At 70.1% G+C, this 22,481-nt stretch carries 20 protein-coding genes; 12 read left to right on the top strand and 8 right to left on the bottom strand.

Annotation, left to right across the window (positions count from 1 at the left end):
* Positions 1-89: 89 nt before the first annotated feature.
* On the top strand, positions 90-1,259 hold the full coding sequence (locus ACFZCY_RS27885; protein WP_391178928.1) for an aminotransferase class V-fold PLP-dependent enzyme: 1,170 nt from the start codon (positions 90-92) through the stop codon (positions 1,257-1,259).
* Positions 1,260-1,471: 212 nt separating this feature from the next.
* Positions 1,472-2,824: a hypothetical protein gene (locus tag ACFZCY_RS27880; RefSeq protein ID WP_391178925.1), complete on the top strand. Its 1,353-nt coding sequence runs from the start codon at positions 1,472-1,474 to the stop codon at positions 2,822-2,824.
* Between the two features lie 18 nt (positions 2,825-2,842).
* Here the strand turns inward: ACFZCY_RS27880 and ACFZCY_RS27875 are convergent, their stop codons facing one another.
* The gene (locus tag ACFZCY_RS27875) at positions 2,843-3,511 is read right to left on the bottom strand and encodes an N-acetylmuramoyl-L-alanine amidase (protein ID WP_391178922.1); all 669 of its coding nucleotides are present in this window, start codon (positions 3,509-3,511) and stop codon (positions 2,843-2,845) included.
* Positions 3,512-3,656: 145 nt separating this feature from the next.
* Here ACFZCY_RS27875 and ACFZCY_RS27870 point away from each other — a divergent pair, with 145 nt between their 5' ends.
* The 3 genes from ACFZCY_RS27870 (at position 3,657) to ACFZCY_RS27860 (ending at position 7,596) form a co-directional block, all read left to right on the top strand.
* On the top strand, positions 3,657-4,568 hold the full coding sequence (locus ACFZCY_RS27870) for a TIGR03619 family F420-dependent LLM class oxidoreductase (protein WP_391178919.1): 912 nt from the start codon (positions 3,657-3,659) through the stop codon (positions 4,566-4,568).
* 51 nt (positions 4,569-4,619) lie between these two features.
* Complete coding sequence (gene mnmA / locus ACFZCY_RS27865) at positions 4,620-5,771, top strand: tRNA 2-thiouridine(34) synthase MnmA (protein WP_391178915.1); 1,152 nt, start codon at positions 4,620-4,622, stop codon at positions 5,769-5,771.
* Between the two features lie 337 nt (positions 5,772-6,108).
* Positions 6,109-7,596: a methyltransferase domain-containing protein gene (locus ACFZCY_RS27860; protein ID WP_391179290.1), complete on the top strand. Its 1,488-nt coding sequence runs from the start codon at positions 6,109-6,111 to the stop codon at positions 7,594-7,596.
* A gap of 67 nt (positions 7,597-7,663) precedes the next feature.
* Here the strand turns inward: ACFZCY_RS27860 and ACFZCY_RS27855 are convergent, their stop codons facing one another.
* The 5 genes from ACFZCY_RS27855 to ACFZCY_RS27835 form a co-directional block, all read right to left on the bottom strand.
* Positions 7,664-8,200 carry a Uma2 family endonuclease gene (locus ACFZCY_RS27855; protein ID WP_391178912.1) on the bottom strand — a complete coding sequence of 179 codons (537 nt, stop codon included), beginning with the start codon at positions 8,198-8,200 and terminating at the stop codon, positions 7,664-7,666.
* Positions 8,201-9,441: 1,241 nt separating this feature from the next.
* Positions 9,442-9,762 carry a hypothetical protein gene (locus ACFZCY_RS27850; RefSeq protein ID WP_391178909.1) on the bottom strand — a complete coding sequence of 107 codons (321 nt, stop codon included), beginning with the start codon at positions 9,760-9,762 and terminating at the stop codon, positions 9,442-9,444.
* 275 nt (positions 9,763-10,037) lie between these two features.
* The gene (locus ACFZCY_RS27845) at positions 10,038-11,471 is read right to left on the bottom strand and encodes a WGR domain-containing protein (protein ID WP_391178905.1); all 1,434 of its coding nucleotides are present in this window, start codon (positions 11,469-11,471) and stop codon (positions 10,038-10,040) included.
* 80 nt (positions 11,472-11,551) lie between these two features.
* Positions 11,552-11,803: a DUF397 domain-containing protein gene (locus tag ACFZCY_RS27840; RefSeq protein WP_391178902.1), complete on the bottom strand. Its 252-nt coding sequence runs from the start codon at positions 11,801-11,803 to the stop codon at positions 11,552-11,554.
* The gene (locus ACFZCY_RS27835) at positions 11,800-12,618 is read right to left on the bottom strand and encodes a Scr1 family TA system antitoxin-like transcriptional regulator (RefSeq protein WP_391178899.1); all 819 of its coding nucleotides are present in this window, start codon (positions 12,616-12,618) and stop codon (positions 11,800-11,802) included. The genes ACFZCY_RS27840 and ACFZCY_RS27835 overlap by 4 nt, the downstream gene beginning before the upstream one ends.
* A 102-nt stretch (positions 12,619-12,720) precedes the next feature.
* Between ACFZCY_RS27835 and ACFZCY_RS27830 the strand changes: the two genes are divergently transcribed.
* Together ACFZCY_RS27830 and ACFZCY_RS27825 are read left to right on the top strand one after the other, a co-directional pair.
* Positions 12,721-13,017 carry a hypothetical protein gene (locus ACFZCY_RS27830; protein ID WP_391178896.1) on the top strand — a complete coding sequence of 99 codons (297 nt, stop codon included), beginning with the start codon at positions 12,721-12,723 and terminating at the stop codon, positions 13,015-13,017.
* A 10-nt stretch (positions 13,018-13,027) separates the two neighbouring features.
* Positions 13,028-13,555 carry a TIGR00730 family Rossman fold protein gene (locus tag ACFZCY_RS27825; protein ID WP_391178893.1) on the top strand — a complete coding sequence of 176 codons (528 nt, stop codon included), beginning with the start codon at positions 13,028-13,030 and terminating at the stop codon, positions 13,553-13,555.
* On the opposite strand, the gene ACFZCY_RS27820 is transcribed toward ACFZCY_RS27825, so the two are convergent.
* Entirely contained in the window at positions 13,537-14,157 is a 621-nt protein-coding gene (locus tag ACFZCY_RS27820) for an SRPBCC family protein (RefSeq protein WP_391178889.1), read from the bottom strand. The two genes, ACFZCY_RS27825 and ACFZCY_RS27820, sit on opposite strands and share 19 nt — an antisense overlap.
* 169 nt (positions 14,158-14,326) lie before the next feature.
* Here ACFZCY_RS27820 and ACFZCY_RS27815 point away from each other — a divergent pair, with 169 nt between their 5' ends.
* Entirely contained in the window at positions 14,327-15,016 is a 690-nt protein-coding gene (locus tag ACFZCY_RS27815) for an SDR family oxidoreductase (protein WP_361478212.1), read from the top strand.
* Positions 15,017-15,031: 15 nt separating this feature from the next.
* Here ACFZCY_RS27815 and ACFZCY_RS27810 read toward each other — a convergent pair whose 3' ends face one another.
* Positions 15,032-16,306 carry a PQQ-binding-like beta-propeller repeat protein gene (locus tag ACFZCY_RS27810; protein ID WP_391178883.1) on the bottom strand — a complete coding sequence of 425 codons (1,275 nt, stop codon included), beginning with the start codon at positions 16,304-16,306 and terminating at the stop codon, positions 15,032-15,034.
* 127 nt (positions 16,307-16,433) lie between these two features.
* Between ACFZCY_RS27810 and ACFZCY_RS27805 the strand changes: the two genes are divergently transcribed.
* The 4 genes from ACFZCY_RS27805 to gatC all read left to right on the top strand — a co-directional run bounded on the left by ACFZCY_RS27805 (position 16,434) and on the right by gatC (position 22,481).
* Positions 16,434-17,387 (top strand): methionine synthase, encoded by a 954-nt coding sequence (locus ACFZCY_RS27805; RefSeq protein ID WP_391179288.1) that lies wholly within the window; start codon positions 16,434-16,436, stop codon positions 17,385-17,387.
* 15 nt (positions 17,388-17,402) lie between these two features.
* Positions 17,403-19,637, top strand: a complete 2,235-nt coding sequence (gene ligA, locus ACFZCY_RS27800) for an NAD-dependent DNA ligase LigA (protein ID WP_391178880.1) — start codon at positions 17,403-17,405, stop codon at positions 19,635-19,637.
* Between the two features lie 280 nt (positions 19,638-19,917).
* Positions 19,918-22,002 carry an EAL domain-containing protein gene (locus ACFZCY_RS27795; protein ID WP_391178876.1) on the top strand — a complete coding sequence of 695 codons (2,085 nt, stop codon included), beginning with the start codon at positions 19,918-19,920 and terminating at the stop codon, positions 22,000-22,002.
* A gap of 182 nt (positions 22,003-22,184) precedes the next feature.
* Complete coding sequence (gene gatC / locus ACFZCY_RS27790; protein WP_055547417.1) at positions 22,185-22,481, top strand: Asp-tRNA(Asn)/Glu-tRNA(Gln) amidotransferase subunit GatC; 297 nt, start codon at positions 22,185-22,187, stop codon at positions 22,479-22,481.

Raw genomic sequence — 22,481 nt, 5'->3', positions numbered from 1 at the left:
AAAGGGGTCGCGCGGACTCCGCGCCCACGCACCCGGTACGGCCGCACCCGGTACGGCCGCGCCCCACGGCTCGTAGAATCGAGCTCACCATGGTTTATCTCGACCACGCCGCCACCACCCCGATGCTTCCGGAGGCGGTGCAGGCGATGACCGCCCAGCTCGCCGTCACCGGTAACGCGTCCTCCCTGCACGCCGCCGGCCGGCGGGCCCGCCGTACCGTCGAGGAGTCCCGCGAATCCCTCGCCGAGTCACTGGGCGCGCGCCCCAGCGAGGTCGTCTTCACCTCGGGCGGGACCGAGGCCGACAACCTCGCCGTCAAGGGGCTCTACTGGTCCCGCCGCGACGCCGACCCGGCCCGCACCCGGTTGCTCGCCAGCCCCGTCGAGCACCACGCCGTGCTCGACGCGGTCGACTGGCTCGCCGAGCACGAGGGCGCGCGGGTCGAGTGGCTGCCGGTCGACGCGTACGGGCGCGTCCACCCGGACGCGCTGCGCGAGGCGATCGCCCGCGATCCCGCGGACGTCGCCCTCGCGACCGTCATGTGGGCCAACAATGAGATCGGCACCATCCAGCCGGTGCGCGAACTCGCCGACGTAGCGTCGGAGTTCGACGTTCCGCTGCATGCCGACGCGGTCCAGGCCTTCGGTCAGCTCGACGTCGGCTTCGCCGCCTCCGGCCTGGCCGCGATGACGGTCAGCGGCCACAAGATAGGCGGTCCGTACGGCATCGGCGCCCTGCTGCTGGGCCGCGAGTACGCCCCCGTGCCCGTCCTGCACGGCGGTGGCCAGGAGCGCCAGGTGCGCTCGGGCACCCTCGACGTCCCCGCCGTCGCCTCCTTCGCCGTGGCCGGTGCGTACGCCACCGAGCACCGCGAGGAGTTCGCGCGCGAGATCGGCGCGCTGCGCGACGCGCTCATCACCGCCGTCCGTACCGCCGTCCCCGAAGCGGTCCTCGGCGGCGACCCCGATCCGGGTGGCCGCCTCCCGGCCAACGCCCACTTCTCCTTCCCCGGTTGCGAGGGCGACTCGCTGCTCCTGCTGCTGGACGCGCGGGGCATCGAATGCTCCACGGGCTCGGCCTGCACCGCCGGGGTCGCCCAGCCCAGCCATGTGGTGCTGGCCACCGGCACCGACGCGGCCCTGGCGCGCGGCACCCTGCGCTTCTCGCTCGGACATACGTCGACCAAGGCCGATATCGAGGCGGTGGCGGAGGCGATCGGCCCGGCCGTGGAACGGGCGCGCAGCGCGGGACTCAGCTGACCGGCGAGATCGCGCTGCTGACCGGCGAGATCGCGCTGACCGAAGAATAACCGAAGAATTCCCGATGCTCTCCCGGCCATTTCAAATAACCCACGGAACACCAGGCTCCGCTTGAAATCGCGAAGATCCGTCGGCAAGGATCTACCCCGTCAACGGGCCCGGCATGCAGAAAAGTGCACGGGCCCCTTAAACGGGGAAAACGGGAGACATTGATGGTGCGGCGTTCGGGTCGAGTGGTGATGACGGCCCTGGTGGTGGGCGGTTCGGTGTTCCTTTCCGGATGCGGGGAAAGTGAGGGCGGCGGGAAGGACGGCGAATCGTCCTCCCAGGGCGCCCAGGCGAAGACGCTCGGCAAGGTCGGCATGCCGAAAGTCACCAAGGACACCAATGTCATGGGGATGTGGGTGACCGGCAAGAATTTCGTGAAGGGCGATATCGACAAAATCGTCGGATATTCCCCGGACGGCTCCAAGGCCCAGTGGACGATAGCGCTCGACGGGGAAATCTGCTGGGCCTCGCCGCACACCACCGAGGACGGACGCACCGCGGTGCTGTTCAAGGACGGAAAGGGCAGCGACGCGCAATGCACCCAGGTCGGCCTGGTCGACCTGGACAAGGGAAAACTGGTCTGGCAGAAGGAGGGGACCGACACCGAGGGCAACGACGGCGTCGACTTCGACGAGGTCACGATCAGCGGTAACACCATCGCCGCCGGGGGCACGAGCGGCGGCGGCGCCTGGTCCCTCCAGGGCAAGCCGCTGTGGAAGCCGGAGTACATCGCGGACTGCGACGACGACGGCTACGCGGGCGGCGACGGCAAGCTCGTCGCGCTGCGCGGCTGCAGCAGCGCGGACTCCAGCACCGAGAAGCTGGAGATCCAGACCGTGGACCCCACCACGCGGAAGGTGCTGTCGTCCTACAAGCTCGACGGAGAGTTCGAGCGCGCCCACATCCTGTCCACCGCGCCCCTCGTCGTGGCCGCCGACACCGGCGACTCCGACGGCGGCTCGAGCGTCACCGACATCCTGACCATCGACGACAGCGCCGCGCAGGGCAAACTGGTCAACTCGATCGACGTCCTGGCCAAGGGCTTCCAGCCCGACTGCCCCGCCGTCAACGTGGAGGGCTGCAAGGACCTGGCCCTCGACAAGAAGAGCAGCACCGTCTACCTCTCCTCCGAGGTGGACGTGGACGACGGCGGCCCCGGCGAGAAGATCACCGGCGTGAACTTCGAGACCGGCAAGGAGACCGGCCGGACGAAGATGGCCGAGAGCCGGTCGCTGACCCCCATCAGCACCGAGAAGGACGGCTCGCTGATCGCCTACCAGGGCAGCATGTACAGCGAGGCGGGCGGCGTCGTGCGCATCGACCCCACGTCCTTCGACGTCGAGCAGATCCAGCGGAACCCCGCCGCCATGAAGAAGGCGGAGTCGGACATGGAGACCTACGGCGACGCCAGGATGCTCTTCACCGACGGCAAGCTCTACATCGGTGACGACACGGCCCGCAGGCCGTCCGCCGACAGCCAGGGCCGCCCGCTCGCCGTCGTCTTCGGCACCGCCTGAGCGACGTGGCCCCCGCGCTCACTTGGCGATCCGCACCGCCCGCACCAGCTCCAGATAGCGGTCCCAGTCCCAGTGGCGGCCGGGGTCGGTGTGGTCGGTGCCCGGCACCTCCGAGTGGGCCACGATGTGCTCGCGGTCCCGCTCCATCCCGTAGCGCTCGCAGATCGCCGCGGTCAGCCGGGCCGAGGACCGGTACATGGCGTCCGTGAAGTCCTGCGGCCGGGTGACGAACCCCTCGTGCTCGATGCCCACGCTGCGCTCGTTGTACGAGCGGTTGCCCGCGTGGAACGCCACGTCCAGCTCGCGGACCGTCTGCGCTATATGCCCGTCGCGGCGCACCACATAGTGCGCCGCGGCGCGGTGCCCGGGGTCCCGGAAGACCTTGAGCGCGTCCTCGTAGGAACCCTGCACGACATGGATCACCACCCGGTCCACGGCGTAGTCGTACGGCCGGTCGGCGCGCCGGTAGTTGGCCCCGGAGGCCGCCACCCAGTCCGCGCCCGGGTGGTCGACGGCGCCCTCCTCGCGCGGCCGTTGCTCACCGGGCATCCGCCACCACAGGTGCTCCAGGCTGTCCCGCGCGGCATACCCGGCGATCCCGGCCGCGCCGAGACCGGCCGCGGTACCGCCCACCAGCAGCGTGCGCCGGCTCATATGGCGGCGCACGCCGCCGTTGGTTTCGCTCACGTCGGCTCAACGCGCGGACCTACGCGTGCGGTTCCGCCGCTTGCGGATCATGGCGCGAACCGTACGCCGACGGGTAGCTGAATGTTGAACCAACGGCGAGGATCACCCGTAGCCCGAGGACAACGAGTCGACGAGGAGCCGCCGTATGCGCATCGGGTTCACCCTTCCCCAATTCGGTGATCTGGCCCACCATCCGCAGCACGTCACACGGTTCGCACAGCAGGCCGAAGCGCTCGGCGCGGACAGCCTGTGGGTCGGCGACCGGCTGCTCGCCCCGGTCGACCCGAAGGTCGGCTACGCCGGTACGGATGTGATCCCGCCGGAATTCCGGTCCGCCCTGGACCCGTTCGCCCTGCTGGCCACCGCCGCCGCGGTCACCGAGCGCGTCCAGCTCGGCACCAACGTCATCAACGCGCCCTGGTACGCGCCCGCGCTGCTCGCCCGCTCCCTCACCAGCGTCGACCTGCTGAGCGCCGGCCGGCTGCTGGTCGGCCTCGGCACCGGCTGGTCGCCCGAGGAGTACGAGACGACGGGCATCCCCATGGCCGAGCGCGGCCGCCGGCTCGACGAATGCCTGGACGTGCTCACCGCCTGGTGGACGAAGAACCCGGTCGAGCACCGCGGCGAACACTGGACCGTGCCCGCCAGCTACATCGACCTCAAACCCGCCGGCCGCCCCGGTCCACCGGTCTACCTGGGCGCCTTCGCCCCCGCCGCCCTCGCCCGGGTCGCCCGGCGCGCCGACGGCTGGCTGCCCATCGCGCTCGTCGGCCGGAAGTACGCCGGGACCGACCCCATCGCGTCCCTCGCCCAGGGCCTGGCCGGGCTGCGGGAGACGGTCGAGCGGGAGGGACGGGATCCGGCCCGTTTCGGCGCGATCCTCCGGGTCAACCCCGATGCCGACGCCTCGGTCGAGGACATCGCGGCCACGATCACGCGCGCGGAGCGGGAGGCGGGCGTCGAGCACTGCTTCGTCGAGCTGTCCTACCTCGCCAAGGATGCCGATCAGGCCCTTGACCTGGCCGGGCGCGTGCTGGAAAGCGTCCGCGCGGGCTGAGCGCGGAACCCGTTATTCGTTCTCCGCGGAGCGAATTATGCTGGCTGGGTTATGACTGAATTCCCCGGTGCGCCCACAGGTCCCCGCGACGGCCGTCGCCTGCGCGTCCTCGCCGCCATGTCCGGCGGCGTGGACTCGGCGGTCGCCGCCGCGCGGGCGGCCGAAGCGGGCCACGATGTGACCGGCGTCCACCTCGCGCTCTCCGCCAACCCGCAGTCCTTCCGTACCGGCGCCCGCGGCTGCTGCACGATCGAGGACTCACGCGACGCCCGCCGGGCCGCCGATGTGATCGGTATCCCGTTCTATGTGTGGGACCTGGCCGAGCGGTTCCGCGAGGACGTGGTCGAGGACTTCATCGCCGAGTACGAGGCGGGCCGCACCCCCAACCCCTGCCTGCGCTGCAACGAGAAGATCAAGTTCGCCGCGCTGCTGGACAAGGCCCTCGCGCTCGGCTTCGACGCCGTGTGCACCGGCCACTACGCCACGGTCGTCCGCGGCGACGACGGCGCATTGGAGCTGCACCGCGCCAGCGACATGGCCAAGGACCAGTCGTACGTCCTCGGCGTGCTGGACGAGCGGCAGCTCGCCCACGCCATGTTCCCCCTCGGCGACACGCTGACCACCAAGGACGAGATCCGCGCCGAGGCCGAGCGGCGCGGTCTGGCCGTCGCCAAGAAGCCCGACAGCCACGACATCTGCTTCATCGCGGACGGCGACACCCAGGGCTTCCTCGCCCGTCACCTCGGCGCCGCCGAGGGCGACATCGTCGACGAGGGCGGCCACAAGCTCGGCACCCACGAGGGCGCGTACGGCTTCACCATCGGACAGCGCAAGGGGCTGCGTATCGGCCACCCGGCGCCCGACGGCAAGCCGCGGTACGTGCTGGACATCTCCCCGGTGAACAACACCGTCACCGTCGGCCCCGCCGAGGCCCTGGACGTCTCGGCGCTCACCGCCATCAAGCCCCGCTGGTGCGGTGCCGCGCCCACCGGCCCCGGCACCTACACCGCCCAGCTCCGCGCGCACGGCGGCGAGACCGAGGTGACGGCCGAGCCGGTGGACGGCGAGCTGCGGGTGACCTTCGCCGTGCCGGTCCGCGGAGTGGCCCCGGGCCAGGCGATCGTGCTCTACGACGGCACCCGCGTCGTGGGCTCGGCGACCATCGCGGCGACGCAGCGGTCCCGCCCCGCCGTACAGGCGTAACGGGGCGAAACGCCAAAAAACAGCATAAAGCGGTGTATTCCAGATAGGTCGGTCCGTGTTCCCTGGTATTTACATACAATTGGCCTCGTGGGTGGCATAGATCACGCGACTTCGGGGAGGCGCACTTCTGGACACGGGTGCCGTTGTCCGCTGTCTCAGCACCGGAGGTTTCGTTATTTCTGCGCGATCTGTCCAGAAATTCGGAGACAATCCATTCGAGGTCAGGGACACCGATCACTACACCGAGGAGTACGTACCAAGCTTCGTTGAAAAATGGGACTCGCTCATCGACTGGGAAAAGCGATCGGAAAGTGAGGGTACGTTCTTCATTGACCTCCTGCGGGAGCGTGGCGTAAAGACGGTCCTCGATGTGGCCACGGGGACCGGGTTTCATTCGGTCCGGCTTCTGGAAGCCGGATTCGAGACCGCGAGCGTCGACGGAAGCGCCGAGATGCTCGCCCAGGCGTTCGACAACGGGCTCAAGCACGGCGAGCACATCCTCCGCGTCGTCCAGGCCGACTGGCGCTGGCTCAATCGCGACGTGCACGGCCAGTACGACGCCATCGTCTGTCTCGGCAATTCCTTCACGCACCTTTTCTCGGAGCGTGACCGGCGCAAGGCCCTCGCCGAGTTCTACGCGATGCTCAAGCACGACGGCATCCTCATCCTGGACCACCGCAACTACGACGCGATGCTCGACAACGGCTTCACCAGCAAGCACGTGTACTACTACTGCGGCGAAGACGTCGCGGTCGAGCCGGAGCACGTCGACGAGGGGCTGTGCCGCATGCGCTACAGCTTCCCCGACGATTCCGTCTACCACCTCAACATGTTTCCGCTGCGCAAGGACTACACGCGCCGGCTCATGCAGGAGGTCGGCTTCCAGCGGATCGAGACGTACGGCGACTTCCAGCACACCTACCGGGAGGAGCGGCCCGACTTCTTCATCCACGTCGCGGAGAAGGAGTACATCGCGTCGGACGAGCCGACCGCCGACTATTCCGCGACGGTCGGCACCGCCCGCGACTACTACAACTCCGCGGACGCCGACGAGTTCTACTGGCGCGTCTGGGGCGGCGAGGACATCCACATCGGTCTCTACGACCGGCCCGACGAGCCGATCGCCGAGGCCAGCAGGCGCACCGTGGCCCGCATGGCGAGCCGCCTCGACCTGACACCGTCCTCCCGCGTCCTCGACCTCGGATCCGGATTCGGCGGCTCGGCGCGCTATCTCGCCGAGACCTACGGCTGCCGCGTCACCGCGCTCAATCTCAGCGAGGTGGAGAACGAGCGGCACCGTGCGATCAACGCCGAGCGCGGGCTCAGCGAGATCATCGAGGTGGTGGACGGCTCCTTCGAGACCATCCCGCTGCCGGACAACAGCGTTGATGTCGTCTGGTCCCAGGACGCGTTCCTGCACAGCGGCAGCCGCGCCCGTCCCCTGGCGGAGGCCGCCCGCGTCCTGCGCCCCGGCGGCCACCTCATCTTCACCGACCCCATGGCGACGGACGGCTGCCCGCCGGAAACCCTGCGCCCCATCCTGGACCGCATCCACCTGGACACCATGGGCTCCCCGGACTTCTACCGCCACGAACTGGCCCGCCTTGGCTTCACCGAGGTCGGCGGCGGTTTCGAGGAGCACCGCGACCACCTGATCGCGCACTACGCCCGGGTCCTGGAGGAGACCCGCCGCCAGGAGGCCGAGGGCCTGACGGAACACGTCAGCGCCGACTACCTCGCCCACATGAAGAAAGGTCTCACCAACTGGGTCGAGGGCGGCAGGAACAACCACGTGACATGGGGAATCTTCCACTTCACCCGGTAGCCCGGTTCATCCGGTAACCGGTACGGCCGGCGGCGGGCCCACCCCGCCGCCGGCCGCCTGTGCGTACTCAGTACGTGTAGAGGGCCTTGGTGTCGAGCGCCATGCCGATGGGATCACCGATCGGCACCGGCTCACCGAAGTCGGTCTCCAGCGATGCGCGGTAGTGGTCGCCGCTGGGCAGCGAGTAGAGCAGGCACTTTCCCACGATGGGGTTGACGATCAGGTAGTACGGGATCCCGGCGAGGGCGTACTTCCTGACCTTCTTGTCGGTGTCGTTCTCGGGGTTGGACTCAGAAGCGACCTCGACGACGAGGATGATCTCGTCGGCCGGAAACTGCTTCAGCCGCGTGCCACGGTAGGTGGGGTGGGCGATGGCGAGGTCCGGGCGGAGGAGTGTCTTGCCGTGCCAGCCGTCGTAGACGGTGTCGACCTCGGTCATGACGAACCACTGAGACACGAGCTGGGAGGCGATGGTGAGGACCATGTTCCCATGTGGGCTGCTGACCACGGTGCTGACGTAGACCTCTCCATCGATCATCTCGGCGTGGTAGTCCGGGAATGCCGCGTCGAATTCCTCGAAGCGCCGCATCTCTTCGGTCTGCACTGGGCTCTCCATCTGCGCTGTCATGGTGTGCCCGCCCCTCGTGATCCTGGCCACTGCCAGGGTAGCTGTGCGTATGCGCCCTCGCATTCAGTCAGTGCCATGGGACGTGTCCGGTCGTTCACTCGGTCTCCAGTGCTTCGACTTCGCGTTGTGCGGCCTGCACGATGGCCCCGATATTCATGGAGCGCCGCTTGCCGCGCGTCCGCCCTTCGGCTGGTGTGCAGGACCTGCTCTGCGGCGTGCATACGAACTGCTCGCTCCGAGATGCGCTCGATGACGACGACGGTGCCCCACCGGCGGTAGAACATACGGAGAGGCGCCGTGCTGTCGTCCGCTGCGGCGCGGTCGAATGCCTGCTGCATCTCGGCAGTCAGCTCTGCCAGCCTGCTGGGAACCAGGCGGGCGACTGCGGAGCGCAGAGCGAGGAGCGTGAGTGCTGGCATCGGCATGGCTGGCGCGTCGATGGTTTCGCTGTTCGCTTCGGCGTCATACGAGCGTGAGCCGAATTCCAGGCCTTCGAAAGGTGTGGATAGGAGGAACGCCTCGAATCCGTCGATCCCCAGCGTGAGCCATCGGTTGAGTACCGCAGGCGTAGCCTCAAGCTCGGTGCGAGCCAACTCCGCATCGAAGAGGGGCTGCTGGTGCGCTGGTAAGGCGTCGCGGAGCTCGCCGATGGTAGGCGGTAGATGAGTGTCCGCGCTCGCAGCAGCGGAGCCCGGGCCGTCGTTCGGTCCAAGTGGCATGCTGTCCTCTTTCTCTCAAGCTGGAGGGCAGGGGGCCGGTCAAGCGGCGAGTGACGCGGAGTCGGCCGTCGCTCCCCGGCAGTCGCGGCACCGTCCCGGCCGGGGCGCGCGGAAGACTCGGTCGCAGCCGTCGCAGTCCTGGAAGGGCACCGGGCGGGTCGGCGTTGGGTCGGCGGCAGGCGTGGGTGGGCGCAGGGCGGCCAGGCGGTAGGCGAGCAGCCGCGCGGACGGCGGTCGATGCGGTTTCGGGGAGCCCGGAGGTCAGCGCCTCGGCGATCTCGTACGGCCCGACGCCACGGTCGAGCCATTCCGCGACGGCGGGCGCCAGCGCGGCGGTCTCCCGCTCGGACAGGACCAGGCGGCCGTCCCGGTGGCGCAGGGAGCCGAGGACGGCGGTGGCGCGCGGGTCGGGCGCGGCGCCCGGCGCCGCTTCCTGCGCCGGCGCCGGCTCCGGCTCCGGCTCCGGCTTCGGTTCCGGCTCCGCAACGGGCGCCTCGGCTACGGGCGGCACGGCCGGCGGCGCGTCGCTCTCCGTACGGCCCGGCGCGTCGTACTCTCCAGCTCGTTGAGCGCGGCGGAGATCCGGGCCCGGCCCTCCTTGAAGTGGGCGCAGAGCGCGTCGATGCGGATGGAGGCGCCGTCGGGCAGCGACAGGATGTACGCGGCGACGCCGACGGTCACCGCACTGCCCGCCCGCTGGGCGAGCCGATTGGAGAGCACCGTGAAGTTGGCGGTGTGCCGGGTGCGGATGTGGGTGACGCCGGACGCGGGAGCGTCGGCGCGAGTGCGCAGGGGCGCACTAGAATGGGTGTCAGCCATCGGGAAGGGTCTGTCTTCCTTGTTTGGTCAGGCCCTCGCCTTGGGATGGCAGTCCCGGCGGGGGCCGACGTCGTTGTGAGGTTGTTGCGGCGAGACTAACCCGACCCTTGGCATATTCGCACCCAAGTCACCCGATGGGGTGATGAGTTGGGTGGGTGGGTGGGTGGGAGTTCTCTCCCTGGGTTCTTTGGGAGGGCGCCGCCTCACCGGCTGTCGGCTCCCCGGCACCTGGCTCCGCTCCACCGGGTGGCGGGAGCCCGGCATCCGGTCGTCCGTCAGAGCAGCCGCCGGATGTCGCCACGGACCCGGTAGAAGCCCCCGGCCGCCGCGTGCAGCGTGTCCACGACGTAGCGCGCCCCCGGCTCCCGTATCGCGCGCGGGAACTGGACCTTCCAGGACGGGTCGTAGCCCTCGGACACCACGCGCACCCGGACCCGGCCACCGTCCTGGACGCACTCGACGACGACCGACCCGGCCGGGGGCTGGGCGACGGTGGCCACCGATCCCACGGCGGTGGCCGGGGCGTAGGTCGGCAGCGCGGCGGCGAGCTTGACGTCCCGCACCGCCGGGACCGTGCCCTGATGCGCCGCCGAGATGGCCGCCTCACTCGCGTCCACGCAGACCAGCGAGCCGTCCGTGGTCACCAGGTACAGCCGGTCGTCGCGGTACTGCATCGACAGCGCCGAGCCCCCGCCCGTGCCGAGCTTCCACAGGCGTGTGCCGTCCTGGTCGAAGCAGTAGACGGACGACGCCGAGTCACCGGCGAAGACGAACCGCCCACCGGGCGAGGTGGCGCACGAGTACACCGCGCCGTCGCAGGCATAGGTGGCCTCGATCGCGCCGGTCGCCTTCGACAGCCGCTGGACCACGTGGCGCCCGGTCCCCGCGTACACGGTGTCGTCCTCCTGCCAGCCGAACAGAACGCTGCCCGTGGTCTGCCTGTGCCACAGCTCGCCGCCGCCGTCGGGAGCGTAGGCGGTGACGCCTTGGGTGTGGCCGTGGTAGACGGCCCGGTCGTCGGCGCGGACCATCCAGGCGTGCCCGCCCTGGCTGCGGCGGGCCCACTGATGCTCGTCCTCATGGTCGATGACGGTGAGCCGGCCGTCCTGGTCCGAGACGTTGAGGACGCCCTCATGGATGTCCAGCCAGAAGATGTCGATGTCGGCCGCGATGTCGTACGCCGCGAACGGCAGCTTCGAGGACAGGTCGTAGACCTTGCCGTCGTCGCAGCCCGCGTAGATCCAGAAGTCGTCGGCGACCAGGCACTTCACCCCGTCCGGCAGGTTGAAGTGGGCGAGGACGCCGCCGTCGTGGTCCAGGGTGAAGACATCCCCCGCCTGGTTGCCGACCCAGCAACGGTCGTCATCGACGTGGATGCCGAACGCCGACGAGCCGGTGCGGAACCGCCACAGCACGGGGGCCACGGCACGCGCGGTGGACGGAGCGGAGGTCACCTGGCGCCGGGTCACCCGGCGCGGGGCCCGCTGCCCGGGAACGGCCGGGGCGTACCCCTTGCGGACCTTCTCTCCGAGCTTCTTCGCGGCGGCGGCCTTCGCCTTCTCCGCCGTGGCGAACGTCGACGTCTGCGTCTGCCCGGCGGCGCCGATCCGCCCGTACCGCACCGTCACGGTCAGCCCGTCGACGGCGACCTCGTAGAACTTGTGCGCGCCTTCGCCTTCCTGCGACAGCTCCAGATACGTCGTCGACACGGCAGACCCCTCCCCAGGACGGACCCGCGGCCTTGTCCGGCGGGTCCCACTGCTCAGACCGTAGGAGGGGCCACTGACATTCAGCCCGCGTCGCGGGCGGCGGCGAAGGCGACGAAGGCCGCCCAGGCGGGCGCGGGGACGGTGAGGGCCGGTATCGCGGTGTCCTTGGAGTCGCGGATGTGTACGGCGCCGGGGCATGCGGCGACCTCGACGCAGGCTTCGCCTTCACCGCCGCTGTAGCTCGACTTGTGCCACTCGACGGCGACTTCGACGCAGGCTTCGTCCTGCCCACCGCTGTAGCTGCTCTTGAACCAGGCAAGTTCGGTGTTCATTTGTCTCCTGCCAGCAGTCGCTTGATGAAGGCCACCGATGACTCGGGGTCGAGTGCTTGCGACTGGATCGTGCCATAGCGATGGCTGAGCATGCTCACGTCTTCAGGGTCCGCGAGAAAGTAGCTGCCTTGCTGGCCGGAAACGTAGCCAATCGTGCGGTGGTCCGGCGTCTCCAGCAAGACAAACGGGCCCTCGACGCCAGCGTTCGTCTCGCGGGAGTTCGGCATGATCTGCATCTGAACGTTGTGCAGTTCGGCGCACTCCAGCAGGTGACGCAACTGGCCTTCCCATACGGCCCGGCCGCCGGTCATCTTCTGGAGCACGGCCTCCTCCAGGACGAAGGCCAGCCTGGGGGCAGGCTTGCGGTGCAGCAGCTGTTGCGTCGCCAGCCGCCTCTGTACGGCAAGCTCCACCGCTTCCTCGTCCAGGCTGGGGCGTACGGACCGGAACACCGCCCGCGCGTAGTCCTCCGTCTGGAGCAACCCATGCAGGATGTGCGTGGAGTACACCCACAGCGACAACGCCTGGGCCTGCAACTCGCGGTACTCCTGGGTCCACTCCGGCGGGCCGTCCTGCCACAGCAGCTTCGCCGCCTCGATCAGCAGCCCCTGCGCGGCGAGCGCTTCGTCCACCGCCACCACATACGGCGGCTTCGGCACCCGCTCGGCGCGCTCCACCTTGGCGATCATCGACTCCGTATAGGGAATCCGCTTCTCCAGGTCCTTCATGGTCCACCCGAGCCGTTCCCGCATCATGCGGGACTGCGCTCCGAAGACCTTCGCGGCCGGTGACGGCTTCTTCTTCCGCTCGGTCAACGGTTCCCCTCCCCATCGCACAGATCGCACGGTCGCGAACCGATCACGCACCGTTACGTCGATTCCGCGACCAGGCTAGACGCGACCTGTGACAGTAGGCACATGTCACGCGAAGTCACCTCACCGACCGGTCTCCGCTTGCTACCCTGGACGACTCCCGACGGCCGTCCCTCCTATCTCTCCACCGACGGCGACGGCCCCGTGTCGGCCCTGGCGGACGAGGTCGAGGCCATGCAGCTCTCCACGGGCGACGAACTATTGCTCCACGCCCGCGCGATGCTCGCCGACCCCCAAGTCCCGCTCGGCGAATTCCGCTTCCTCTCCGCTCGCCTCTCCGAGGCCCTGCGCGACGCGATCCGCGTGGCGCGGAGCCGTGAAGGTGTCCGACCCGGCTCGTAGAGTGACGGGCATGAACATCTGCGTCTTCTGCTCCGCCGCCGACCTCGACGACCGGTACACCACCCCCGCCCGGGAGTTCGCCGAGCTGATCGGCAAGGGTGGGCACACCCTCGTGTGGGGCGGGTCGGACGTCGGGCTGATGAAGGTCATGGCCGACGGGGTGCAGGAGCACGGCGGGCGGCTGGTCGGGATCTCGGTGGAGTTCCTGGCCGACCGGGCCCGGGAGAGCGCCGACGAAATGGTGATCGCCAAGGACCTCGCCGAGCGCAAGGCGCAGCTCCTCGCCCGCGCCGACGCGGTCGTGATCATGGTGGGCGGGACCGGGACGCTGGACGAGGCGACGGAGATCCTGGAGCTGAAGAAGCATGGGCTGCACATCAAGCCGGTCGTCCTGCTGAACGCGGCGGGGTTCTACGACGGTCTCAAGATGCAGTTCCAGCGGATGGAGGCCGAGGGCTTCCTGCCGCGTCCGCTCAGCGAACTGGTGCACTTCGCGGAGAACGGTGTGGAGGCGATGACCTACCTGGAGGCGGTCTGATCCGCCTCGGCGGTGGCCTTCAAGTCGCGCATCCACTGTTCGAGGCCCCGGCCGAGGGCCTCGGTCGCGGTGGGGACATCGGCTTCGATCTGGTCGCCGGTCCATGTCTCCTCGGTGTGTACGCGCACGCCGCCCTTGACCTTGGTGAACCTCCACAGGTGGACACCCTCGTCGATGCGCAGCCCCTCGCCGACCGCAGGTCCCTTCCACAAGATGCAGGAACCGCGCTGGAGTTGGTGGACGGTCGAGGTGATGTTCAGGGTGGTCTCGGGCGTCGTGGGGGTGGCGGGCGCCGGGGTGGTCCACCGGAACCGCGACCCCTTGTGCAGCGGGCCCGGATCGAGGCGCTTCATGGTGAGGACAGGCGCTTGCCAGGTCGGCCAGCGCTCCACATCGGTCTGCAGCTTCCAGATGGTGCTCAGTGGCGCCTTGATCACGGTGTCGGTCCGGTAGCGGATGAGCGCGGTGCGGTCGACGCCTTCTCCGCGACATGTGGACGAGGCGCCGGAGGCCGCTTGGGCGGGCGGGGTGGTCATCCCGAGGGTGGCGGCGACGGCGAGCGGGATCGCGAACAGGGCGGCTAACGGGCGGATACGCGACATGAGGTCCTCCGAGATCAGTTAGTTGTTCTCGTGTTCGTTAGAAGTTCTAACGCAGGTCGGAGGGAGTGTCAATGGGTTCCGTAAGAACCTCAAACTAAAGCGTGAAGATCTAGCTTCGCGCCCGGAGGGCGATGCCGTGTGGCCGGAGCCGGTGCGGCAAGCTGGGGGCATGGGAACGCATTTGATCACTGGGGCAGGCTCGGGTATCGGCGCGGCGGTCACCGAGCGGCTGGCCGAGCGGGGCGACGAGCTGTGGCTGCTGGCGCGGGACGCCGGGCGGGCGAAGGAGCTGGCCGGGCGGTTCCCGGGGGTGCGTACGGTCGTCGGTGACCTGGGGGACCCGGAGAAGCTGTCGTGGGCGCTGAGCCACCAGGCGCTGCCCGAGCGGCTGGACTCGCTGCTGCACATCGCGGGCGTGGTCGACCTCGGCGAGATCGGCGAGCTGACCCCCAAGGCGTGGAACCGGCAGCTCGCCGCCAACCTCGTCTCGCCCGCCGAGCTGACCCGGCTGCTCCTGCCGCAGCTCCGGCTGGCGCAGGGCCATGTCGTCTTCGTCAACTCCGGCGCGGGCCTGCGCGCCAACGCCCAGTGGGGCGCGTACGCGGCCAGCAAGCACGGCCTGAAGGCGCTGGCCGACGCGCTGCGCTGGGAGGAGAGCGGCAACGGCGTGCGCGTGACGACCGTCTACCCGGGGCGCACGGCGACGCCGATGCAGGTGAAGGTGCATCAGCAGGAGGGCAAGGAGTACGACGCGGAGCGCTGGATCGCGCCGGAGACCGTGGCGACGACCGTCCTCACCGCCCTCGACCTCCCGCACGACGCGGAGATCACGGACCTCCAGATCCGCCCGCGCGGCTGAGCCCGGAGCCGTCCGTCAGCCGCCGAGGACGGTGACGTCGACGGGGTCGTAGTAGGGGGTGTCGGCATCCCACGCGACGGCCACGACGCCGTCCCGCACCACCCAGGCATCGAGGGTGTCGACGTAGTCGCCGTGGGCGGGCGCGGGCACGGGGGCGGTGTGCAGCGTCTTCCCGCTCGCCAGGTCAAGGACCAGCAGCCGGGCGGGGCCGGGCTCGGGCCTGTGGTCGCGGTCCTCCTGCGGCTGCTCCACGACGTACACCCGGCCCTCCGTGACCAGCGTCCGCCCGAACCGCCGGTCCTTCGGCGCGTGGTGGGTCCACCGGATGCGTCCGTCCTCCGCGCCGCGTGCCCGCAGCACGTTGTCCCCTCTCCACAGCTTGCCCTCCTTCCCGAACGTCGTCGTCACGACGGTGCCGTCCTGCCCGTCCCAGTCCAGGTCCGGGTTGGGCACGGTGCGGATGGCCGGCTCGGCTCCGGAGACGTCGATCACGGCCGCGTGCTTCTTGTCCCTCCAATAGGGCGCGAACACGGTGTGGTCGGCGAGGTGCAGATAACGGAGACCGCCCATCCAGTCGGGATGGCGCCAGCGCACCGTGCCGCGCCGGGCGTCGATCCCGAGGACGATGCCCTCGGCGAGCGGCCCACCGCCGCAGGTGGCCTCGACGCCGAAGGCGGTGGGCACGATGTACCGGACGCTGTCGAGGCGGCAGGACTTGGGAACCTCGGCGGTCCACGACCGCTTGCCGGACTTCAGGTCGAACGCGACCAGCTTGTCCTCGGTGTACATCGCCACGACGCCGTTCGCGATCCACAGCTTGTCGCCGGATCGGCGCTCCTCGGGAAGATCCTGGTACCAGCGCCGCTTGCCCGAGCGCACGTCGACGGCGATCAGCGGGCCGTCGAAGTACCGCAGGACCGCGGTGCCGTCCGCGACGCGCACCGCCTCGATGCGCTTCCCGTCCCGCTTGTAGTGCCAGTACGTCCTGCCGGTGCGCAGGTTACGGGCTATCAGGCCCCGGGCGTAGGCCTTCTCGGTCTCACCGGAGAGATGGAAGGAGAGCCCGCCGACGATGTCCACGGCGTCGTCGACCCTGCGTGTGAAGCGGCCGGGTGCGGGCGGGGCGCCGGTGCCGAGGGCCGTGGGGTAGGCGCCGTGCGGCCCGCTGACCCGTTCCCCGTACTCGTCCGGTCCCCGCGTCAGCCACCAGGTCACCCCGGCGCCGACGGCAAGCGCGAGAACGAGTAACGCCCCCAGCGACCGGCGCGACCGCCAGTTCACACTGCCCATGCCCCCCCTGCCCCCTGCGACGCGGTCATGACACCTTATCCAGTCGCGATCACCGCCTACCCTTGCCGGGGTGAGCGAGACGAAGAAACACAGCTGGGGCGCGGGGGCCGCGACCGGGGTCGGGTCGATGCCGGGCGGGGACGCGCGGGAGGCCGCGAAGACCGTCACCGGGTCCCTCGAAGCCCTGCAGTATCTGCCGGAGCTGCCCGCGCGGGGGCCCGGGGCGGACATGATCGGGCGGACCGCCGGGATGCTGGTCGAGGTGTACGCCCACGTCGAGCCGAGCGGCTGGCGGATCGGCGACCGGCCGGGGCGGGACACCCGGCGGGCGCGGTCCTGGCTGGGGGAGGACCTGGACGCGCTGGAGGAGTTCACCCAGGGCCACCGCGGGGCGCTCAAGGTGTCGGCCGTCGGGCCGTGGACGCTGGCGGCGAGCCTGGAGCTGCGGAACGGGGAGGTCGCGCTGAGCGATCCGGGGGCCTGCCGCGATCTGACGGCCTCGCTGGCCGAGGGGGTGCGCGCGCATCTGGCGGAGGTACGCCGCAGGGTGCCCGGCGCCGAGGTGGTGCTGCAGCTGGACGAGCCGTTGCTGACGGCGGTGCTGACCGGAACCGTCCGTACCGCCAGCGGCTACCGCACCCACTCCGCGGTGGACCGGGGCGTGGTCGAGGGCGCGCTGCGGGATCTGGTGGCGGCGGCGGAGGCGCCGGTGGTGGTGCACTCGTGCGCGCCGGGGGTGCCGTTCGGGCTGCTGCGGAGGTCCGGGGCGAGCGGGATCTCGTTCGATTTCTCGCTGCTCACGGAGCGTGAGGAGGAGGCGATCGGGGAGGCCGTGGAAGGGGGAACGGCGCTGTTCGTCGGCGCTGTCCCCGGCATCGACGCCGCGTTGTCGGACCCTGCCGGTAGCGTCGGGGGTGTCAGGACGCTGTGGCGCAGGCTGGGGCTGTCACCGGGGACTCTCGCGGAGTCCGTGGTGATCACGCCGTCGTGCGGGCTCGCGGGCGCTTCGCCCGCGTACGCGCGCGCCGCGCTGGCCCACTGTGTCCGGGCGGCGAGATCGCTCGCGGACAACCCTGAGTGACGGGAGGACGACACGGTGGCCGGCGAACAGCAGTCGACGGTGCCCACGGAGGCACGGGATGAGCACGCCAAGCTCGCTGAGCAGGTCGAGGAGCACCGCTTCCGGTACTACGTGAAGGACGCCCCGATCGTCAGCGACGCGGAGTTCGACAGGCTCCTGCGCAGACTGGAGGCGCTCGAGGAGGACCACCCCGAGCTGCGGACCCCCGATTCGCCCACCCAGAAGGTCGCGGGGGCGTACGAGACGGAGTTCACGGAGGTCGAGCACCGGGAGAGGATGCTCAGCCTGGACAACGCGTTCGACGACGACGAGCTGGCGACCTGGGCCGACCGCATCGCCAAGGAGCTGGGCACCGGCGCGTACCACTTCCTGTGCGAGCTGAAGGTGGACGGCCTCGCGGTCAACCTCACCTATGAGCACGGGCGGCTGACCCGCGCCGCGACCCGTGGCGACGGGCGCACCGGCGAGGACATCACCCCCAACGTGCGCACCATCGCCAAGATCCCCAACCGGCTGACGGGCGACCGCGTCCCGGCGCTGGTGGAGGTGCGCGGCGAGGTCTTCCTGCCCAGGAAGGCGTTCGACGAGCTGAACGCGCGGCTGGTGGAGGCGGGCAAGCCGCCGTTCGCCAACCCGAGGAACGCGGCGGCGGGTTCGCTGCGCCAGAAGGACCCGAAGATCACCGCGAGCCGCCCGCTGGACATGGTGGTCCACGGGATCGGCGCGCGCGAGGGCTTCGCCATCGACCGGCTGTCGCAGGCGTATGAGCTGCTGCACGAGTGGGGGCTGCCGACCGCGGCCCACTTCAAGGTCGTGAAAACGATCGAGGGCGTGCGCGAGTACATCGCGTACTACGGGGACAACGAGCACCGGCACTCGGTGGAGCACGAGATCGACGGCGCGGTCGTCAAGCTGGACGAGATCCCGCTGCAGGGGCGGCTCGGCTCCACCTCGCGGGCGCCGCGCTGGGCGATCGCGTGGAAGTTCCCGCCGGAGGAGGTCAACACCAAGCTGGTCGACATCCGGGTGGGCGTGGGGCGCACGGGGCGGGTGACGCCTTATGCGGTGGTTGAACCGATCACAGTCGCGGGCTCGGAGGTCGAATTCGCGACACTGCACAACCAGGACGTGGTCAAGGCCAAAGGTGTGCTGATCGGTGACACCGTGGTGCTGCGTAAAGCGGGCGATGTCATTCCGGAAATCCTGGGTCCGGTCGCCGATCTGCGGGACGGCAGCGAGCGCGAATTCGTGATGCCGGCCGAGTGCCCGGAGTGCGGAACCCCGCTGCAGCCCGCCAAGGAGGGCGATGTCGATCTGCGGTGTCCCAACAGCCGGTCCTGCCCGGCGCAGCTGCGCGAGCGAATTTTCTATCTCGCGGGGCGGAAATCCCTGGACATCGAGAACCTCGGTTATGTCGCCGCGGCCGCCCTCACCCAGCCGCTGGAGCCCAGCGAGCCGCCGCTGAGGGACGAGGGCGATCTGTTCGACCTGAAGATCGAACAATTGTTGCCCATCCGCTCGTATGTGATGGATCCGGACAGCGGGCTGCCCAAGCGCGATCCGGAGTCGGGCGAGGAGAAGGTCGTCACCTTCTTCGCCACCCAGAAGGGCGAGGCGAAGAAGAACGCCCTGGCGATGCTGGCCAATATCGAGGCCGCCAAGCAGCGCCCGCTGGCCCGGATCATCACCGGCCTTTCGATCCGTCATGTCGGCCCGGTCGCGGCCGCCGCGCTGGCCCGGGAATTCCGCTCGCTGGACCGGATCGCCGAGGCCGACGAGGAGGAGCTGGCGGCCACCGAGGGCGTCGGCGGAATCATCGCCGCCTCCGTGAAGCAGTGGTTCGCCGTCGACTGGCACCGCGAGATCGTGGAGAAGTGGCGGCGCGCCGGGGTGCGCCTGGAGGAGGAGGCGGGCGAGGACGAGGGCCCGCTGCCGCTCAAGGGGCTGACCGTGGTGGTCACGGGCACGCTGGAATCGCACACCCGGGACGGCGCCAAGGAGGCGCTGCAGAACCGTGGTGCGAAAGTCACCGGCTCTGTTTCGAAAAAGACCGATTTCGTGGTCGTCGGCGACAATCCTGGATCGAAGTACGACAAGGCCATGCAGTTGAAGGTCCCGGTGCTCGATGACGACGGATTTGGTGTCCTCCTCGAACAGGGCCCCGACGCCGCCCGCGAGGTCGCCGTAACACCACCGGAGGAGACCGGGGGAGAGGCGGCGGAAGAGCCGGGAGAGAAGTCCGAGGGGTAGTCACGTCGCTCACGAGGAGTAGTCCGACCACCCGTACGGCGCAGTAGTCCGGCCATCTTGGGCTCCACAACAGTTCAAAGCTGGCCGGAATACGACTGGGAGCACTTCCCGGGCACAGCCAGCGGGCATCACCCTTACAGCGCATACCAGAAGGTTATGGATCGTCGGGCGGCATTCGGGCAACCGTTGCCGATCGCCGCCCACCATCCCCTTCTGCCGCCTACTGTTGAGGTGTGCGCCTGCCGTGGCGCTGGCACCGCCGGCTGTGAGAGGGACGGGTATGAAACCGACCGAAAGCGCCGCACCGGCGTCGCGGCTGCGCCGGGTTCTGCTGCCCGCGTTGCCCGCCGCCGCGGTCGCCATGGCCGCTTTCGCACTCGGCATCGGAGTATTCCGAGTGCTCGACGCGGGCCATGCGCTCTTTCCCGACGGCACCGTGGGCTGGTCGCTCGCGGTCCTCACCGGAATCATCGTCGGCCATCTGGTCGCCCTCGGCCGGGACCGCTGGTGGGGCGGCACCGGATCGGGCGCCGCGTTAACCCTGGCCGCACTCCTGCTCTACGGCTGGATGCCCGCCACCCTCGTCAGCCTCGCCGTGGTCGTCCTGGTCGGCGCCGCCCGACGGCACCGCTGGCGGCAGGCGGCTCTGCACGGCGCGGTCGACATCCTCGGCGTCGGCGCGGCCGCCCTCACCCTCGCCGCCTTCGGCACCACCCCCTCCGTCGAACAGCCCTGGCACACCGACACCTGGCAGGCCTCCGCCGTCCCCCAGACGATCCTGGCCGCCTTCGTCTACCTCGTGGTGACCCGCGCCCTGCTGTGGTACTCCCTCGCACCCCCCGGCGCCGGACTGCCCACCGTCGCCCGCACCGCCCTCCTCCGGCAGGCCCTCGTGGGGATCGCGCTGCTCGGCATCTCCCCGCTCATCGTCGTCGTCGCCGGGGACACCCCGCTGCTGCTGCCGCTGTTCGCGGTGCCGCTCGTCGCCCTCGACTCCACGCTGTGGATCGCCCGGGTGCGGGCCGAGGAGCAGCTGCGCGACCCGCTCACCGGGCTGCCCAACCGCCAGTGGCTGCTGGAGCGCACCTGGACCGCGCTGGACGAGGCCGAGCGGGCCGGGGCCCGCACCGCGCTCGTCCTGCTGGACCTCGACCGCTTCCGCTCGGTCAACGACACCCTCGGCCATCTGGCGGGCGACCGGCTGCTGCTCCAGATCGCCGAGCGGTTGCGGCTGGCACTGCCCCGCGGCGCCGAGGTGGCGCGGCTCGGCGGCGACGAGTTCGCCGTCCTGCTCCCCACCACCGACTCGCTCACCAGCGCCCAGCGCAGCGCCCGCGTCCTCGTCGGCGACCTCGGCTCGCCGCTCGACCTGGACGGGCTGACCCTGGTGCTGGAGGCCAGCGCCGGGGTCGCCGTCTACCCCGACCACGCGCTCGACGCCGAGGGGCTGCTGCGCCGCGCGGACGTCGCCATGTACCAGGCGAAGCGGGACCGCAGCGGCGTCGAGCTGTACGAGGCGCGGCGCGACGGCAACACCCCCGACCGGCTCGGCCTGCTGGGCGATCTGCGGCGCGCCCTGGACGCGGGCGACGTCGAGCTGCACTACCAGCCCAAGGTCGGCTTCGACGGCCATGTCGCCGGGCTGGAGGCGCTGGTCCGCTGGGTGCACCCGGAAAGGGGGAAGGTGCCGCCGGACGAGTTCATCGCCATGGCCGAGAGCTCCGGGCTGATGCCCCGGCTCACCGAGTACGTCCTGGAGACCGCGCTCGGCCAGGTCGCGCGCTGGCGCGCCGACGGTCTTGAGGTGCCGGTCGCCGTCAACGTCTCGCCGCGCGATGTGCACACCCCCGGCTTCGCCGGTGCCGTCGCCGGGCGGCTCGCCCGGCACGGGGTCCCGGCCGGGGCGCTCCAGCTGGAGATAACCGAGCACGTGCTGCTGGAGGACCCGCAGCGGGCCGCCGACACCCTCGCCGGGCTCACCGGGCACGGGGTGAAGATGTCCCTGGACGACTTCGGCACCGGGTATTCGTCCCTCGTCCATCTGCGGCGGCTGCCGGTGAGCGAGCTGAAGATCGACCGCTCGTTCGTGGCCCGGCTCGCCGTGGACAACGAGGACGCGGAGATCGTGCGCTGCACCGTCGACCTCGCGCATTCGCTGGGCCTGCTGGTCGTCGCCGAGGGCGTCGAGGACGACGAGACCTGGGAGCGGCTGCGGGATCTCGGCTGCGACGCGGTGCAGGGCTGGCTGGTGGCCGCGGCGATGCCGCCCGACGAGACGACGGCGTGGCTGCGGGCCCGGGGCGAGAGCGGCTGGCGCCGCGAAGAGCGGACCCCGGCCCCCGCCGAAGAGGACGCCGTAACGTAATTGGTTGTGGTCCCGCGGGCGAGACGGGTGGGCACAACCCACCCATCGGCCCGCACCCGGCGACGAAACCCCAGGAAGAACAGAGCCGCACCGCGACAGCGCAAAGCGTTTCGCGCCGGGTGTGGGGGGCGCCATAGGATTGGGGCCGGAAAACACTTCACACTCACCCTGAGGATCGCTGCATGCCTGGCATCACGCGCGAGGAGGTTGCCCACCTCGCACGGCTGGCGCGTCTGGAGCTGAAGGCCGAAGAGCTGGATCACTTCGCCGGACAGCTGGACGACATCATCGGCGCGGTGGCCCGCGTCTCCGAGGTCGCCGATCAAGACGTACCGCCGACCTCCCACCCGCTGCCCCTGACCAACGTCATGCGGCCGGACGAGGTCCGTCCGTCGCTGACCCCGAACGAGGCGCTGTCCGGCGCCCCGGCCCAGGAGCAGCAGCGTTTCAAGGTGCCGCAGATCCTGGGGGAGGACTGA

It is taken from the genome of Streptomyces sp. NPDC007983 (assembly GCF_042958345.1).
Taxonomy (GTDB): Bacteria; Actinomycetota; Actinomycetes; order Streptomycetales; family Streptomycetaceae; genus Streptomyces.
Note: the sequence above shows the minus strand (reverse complement) of the source record. Positions and strands in the feature narration are given on the sequence as shown.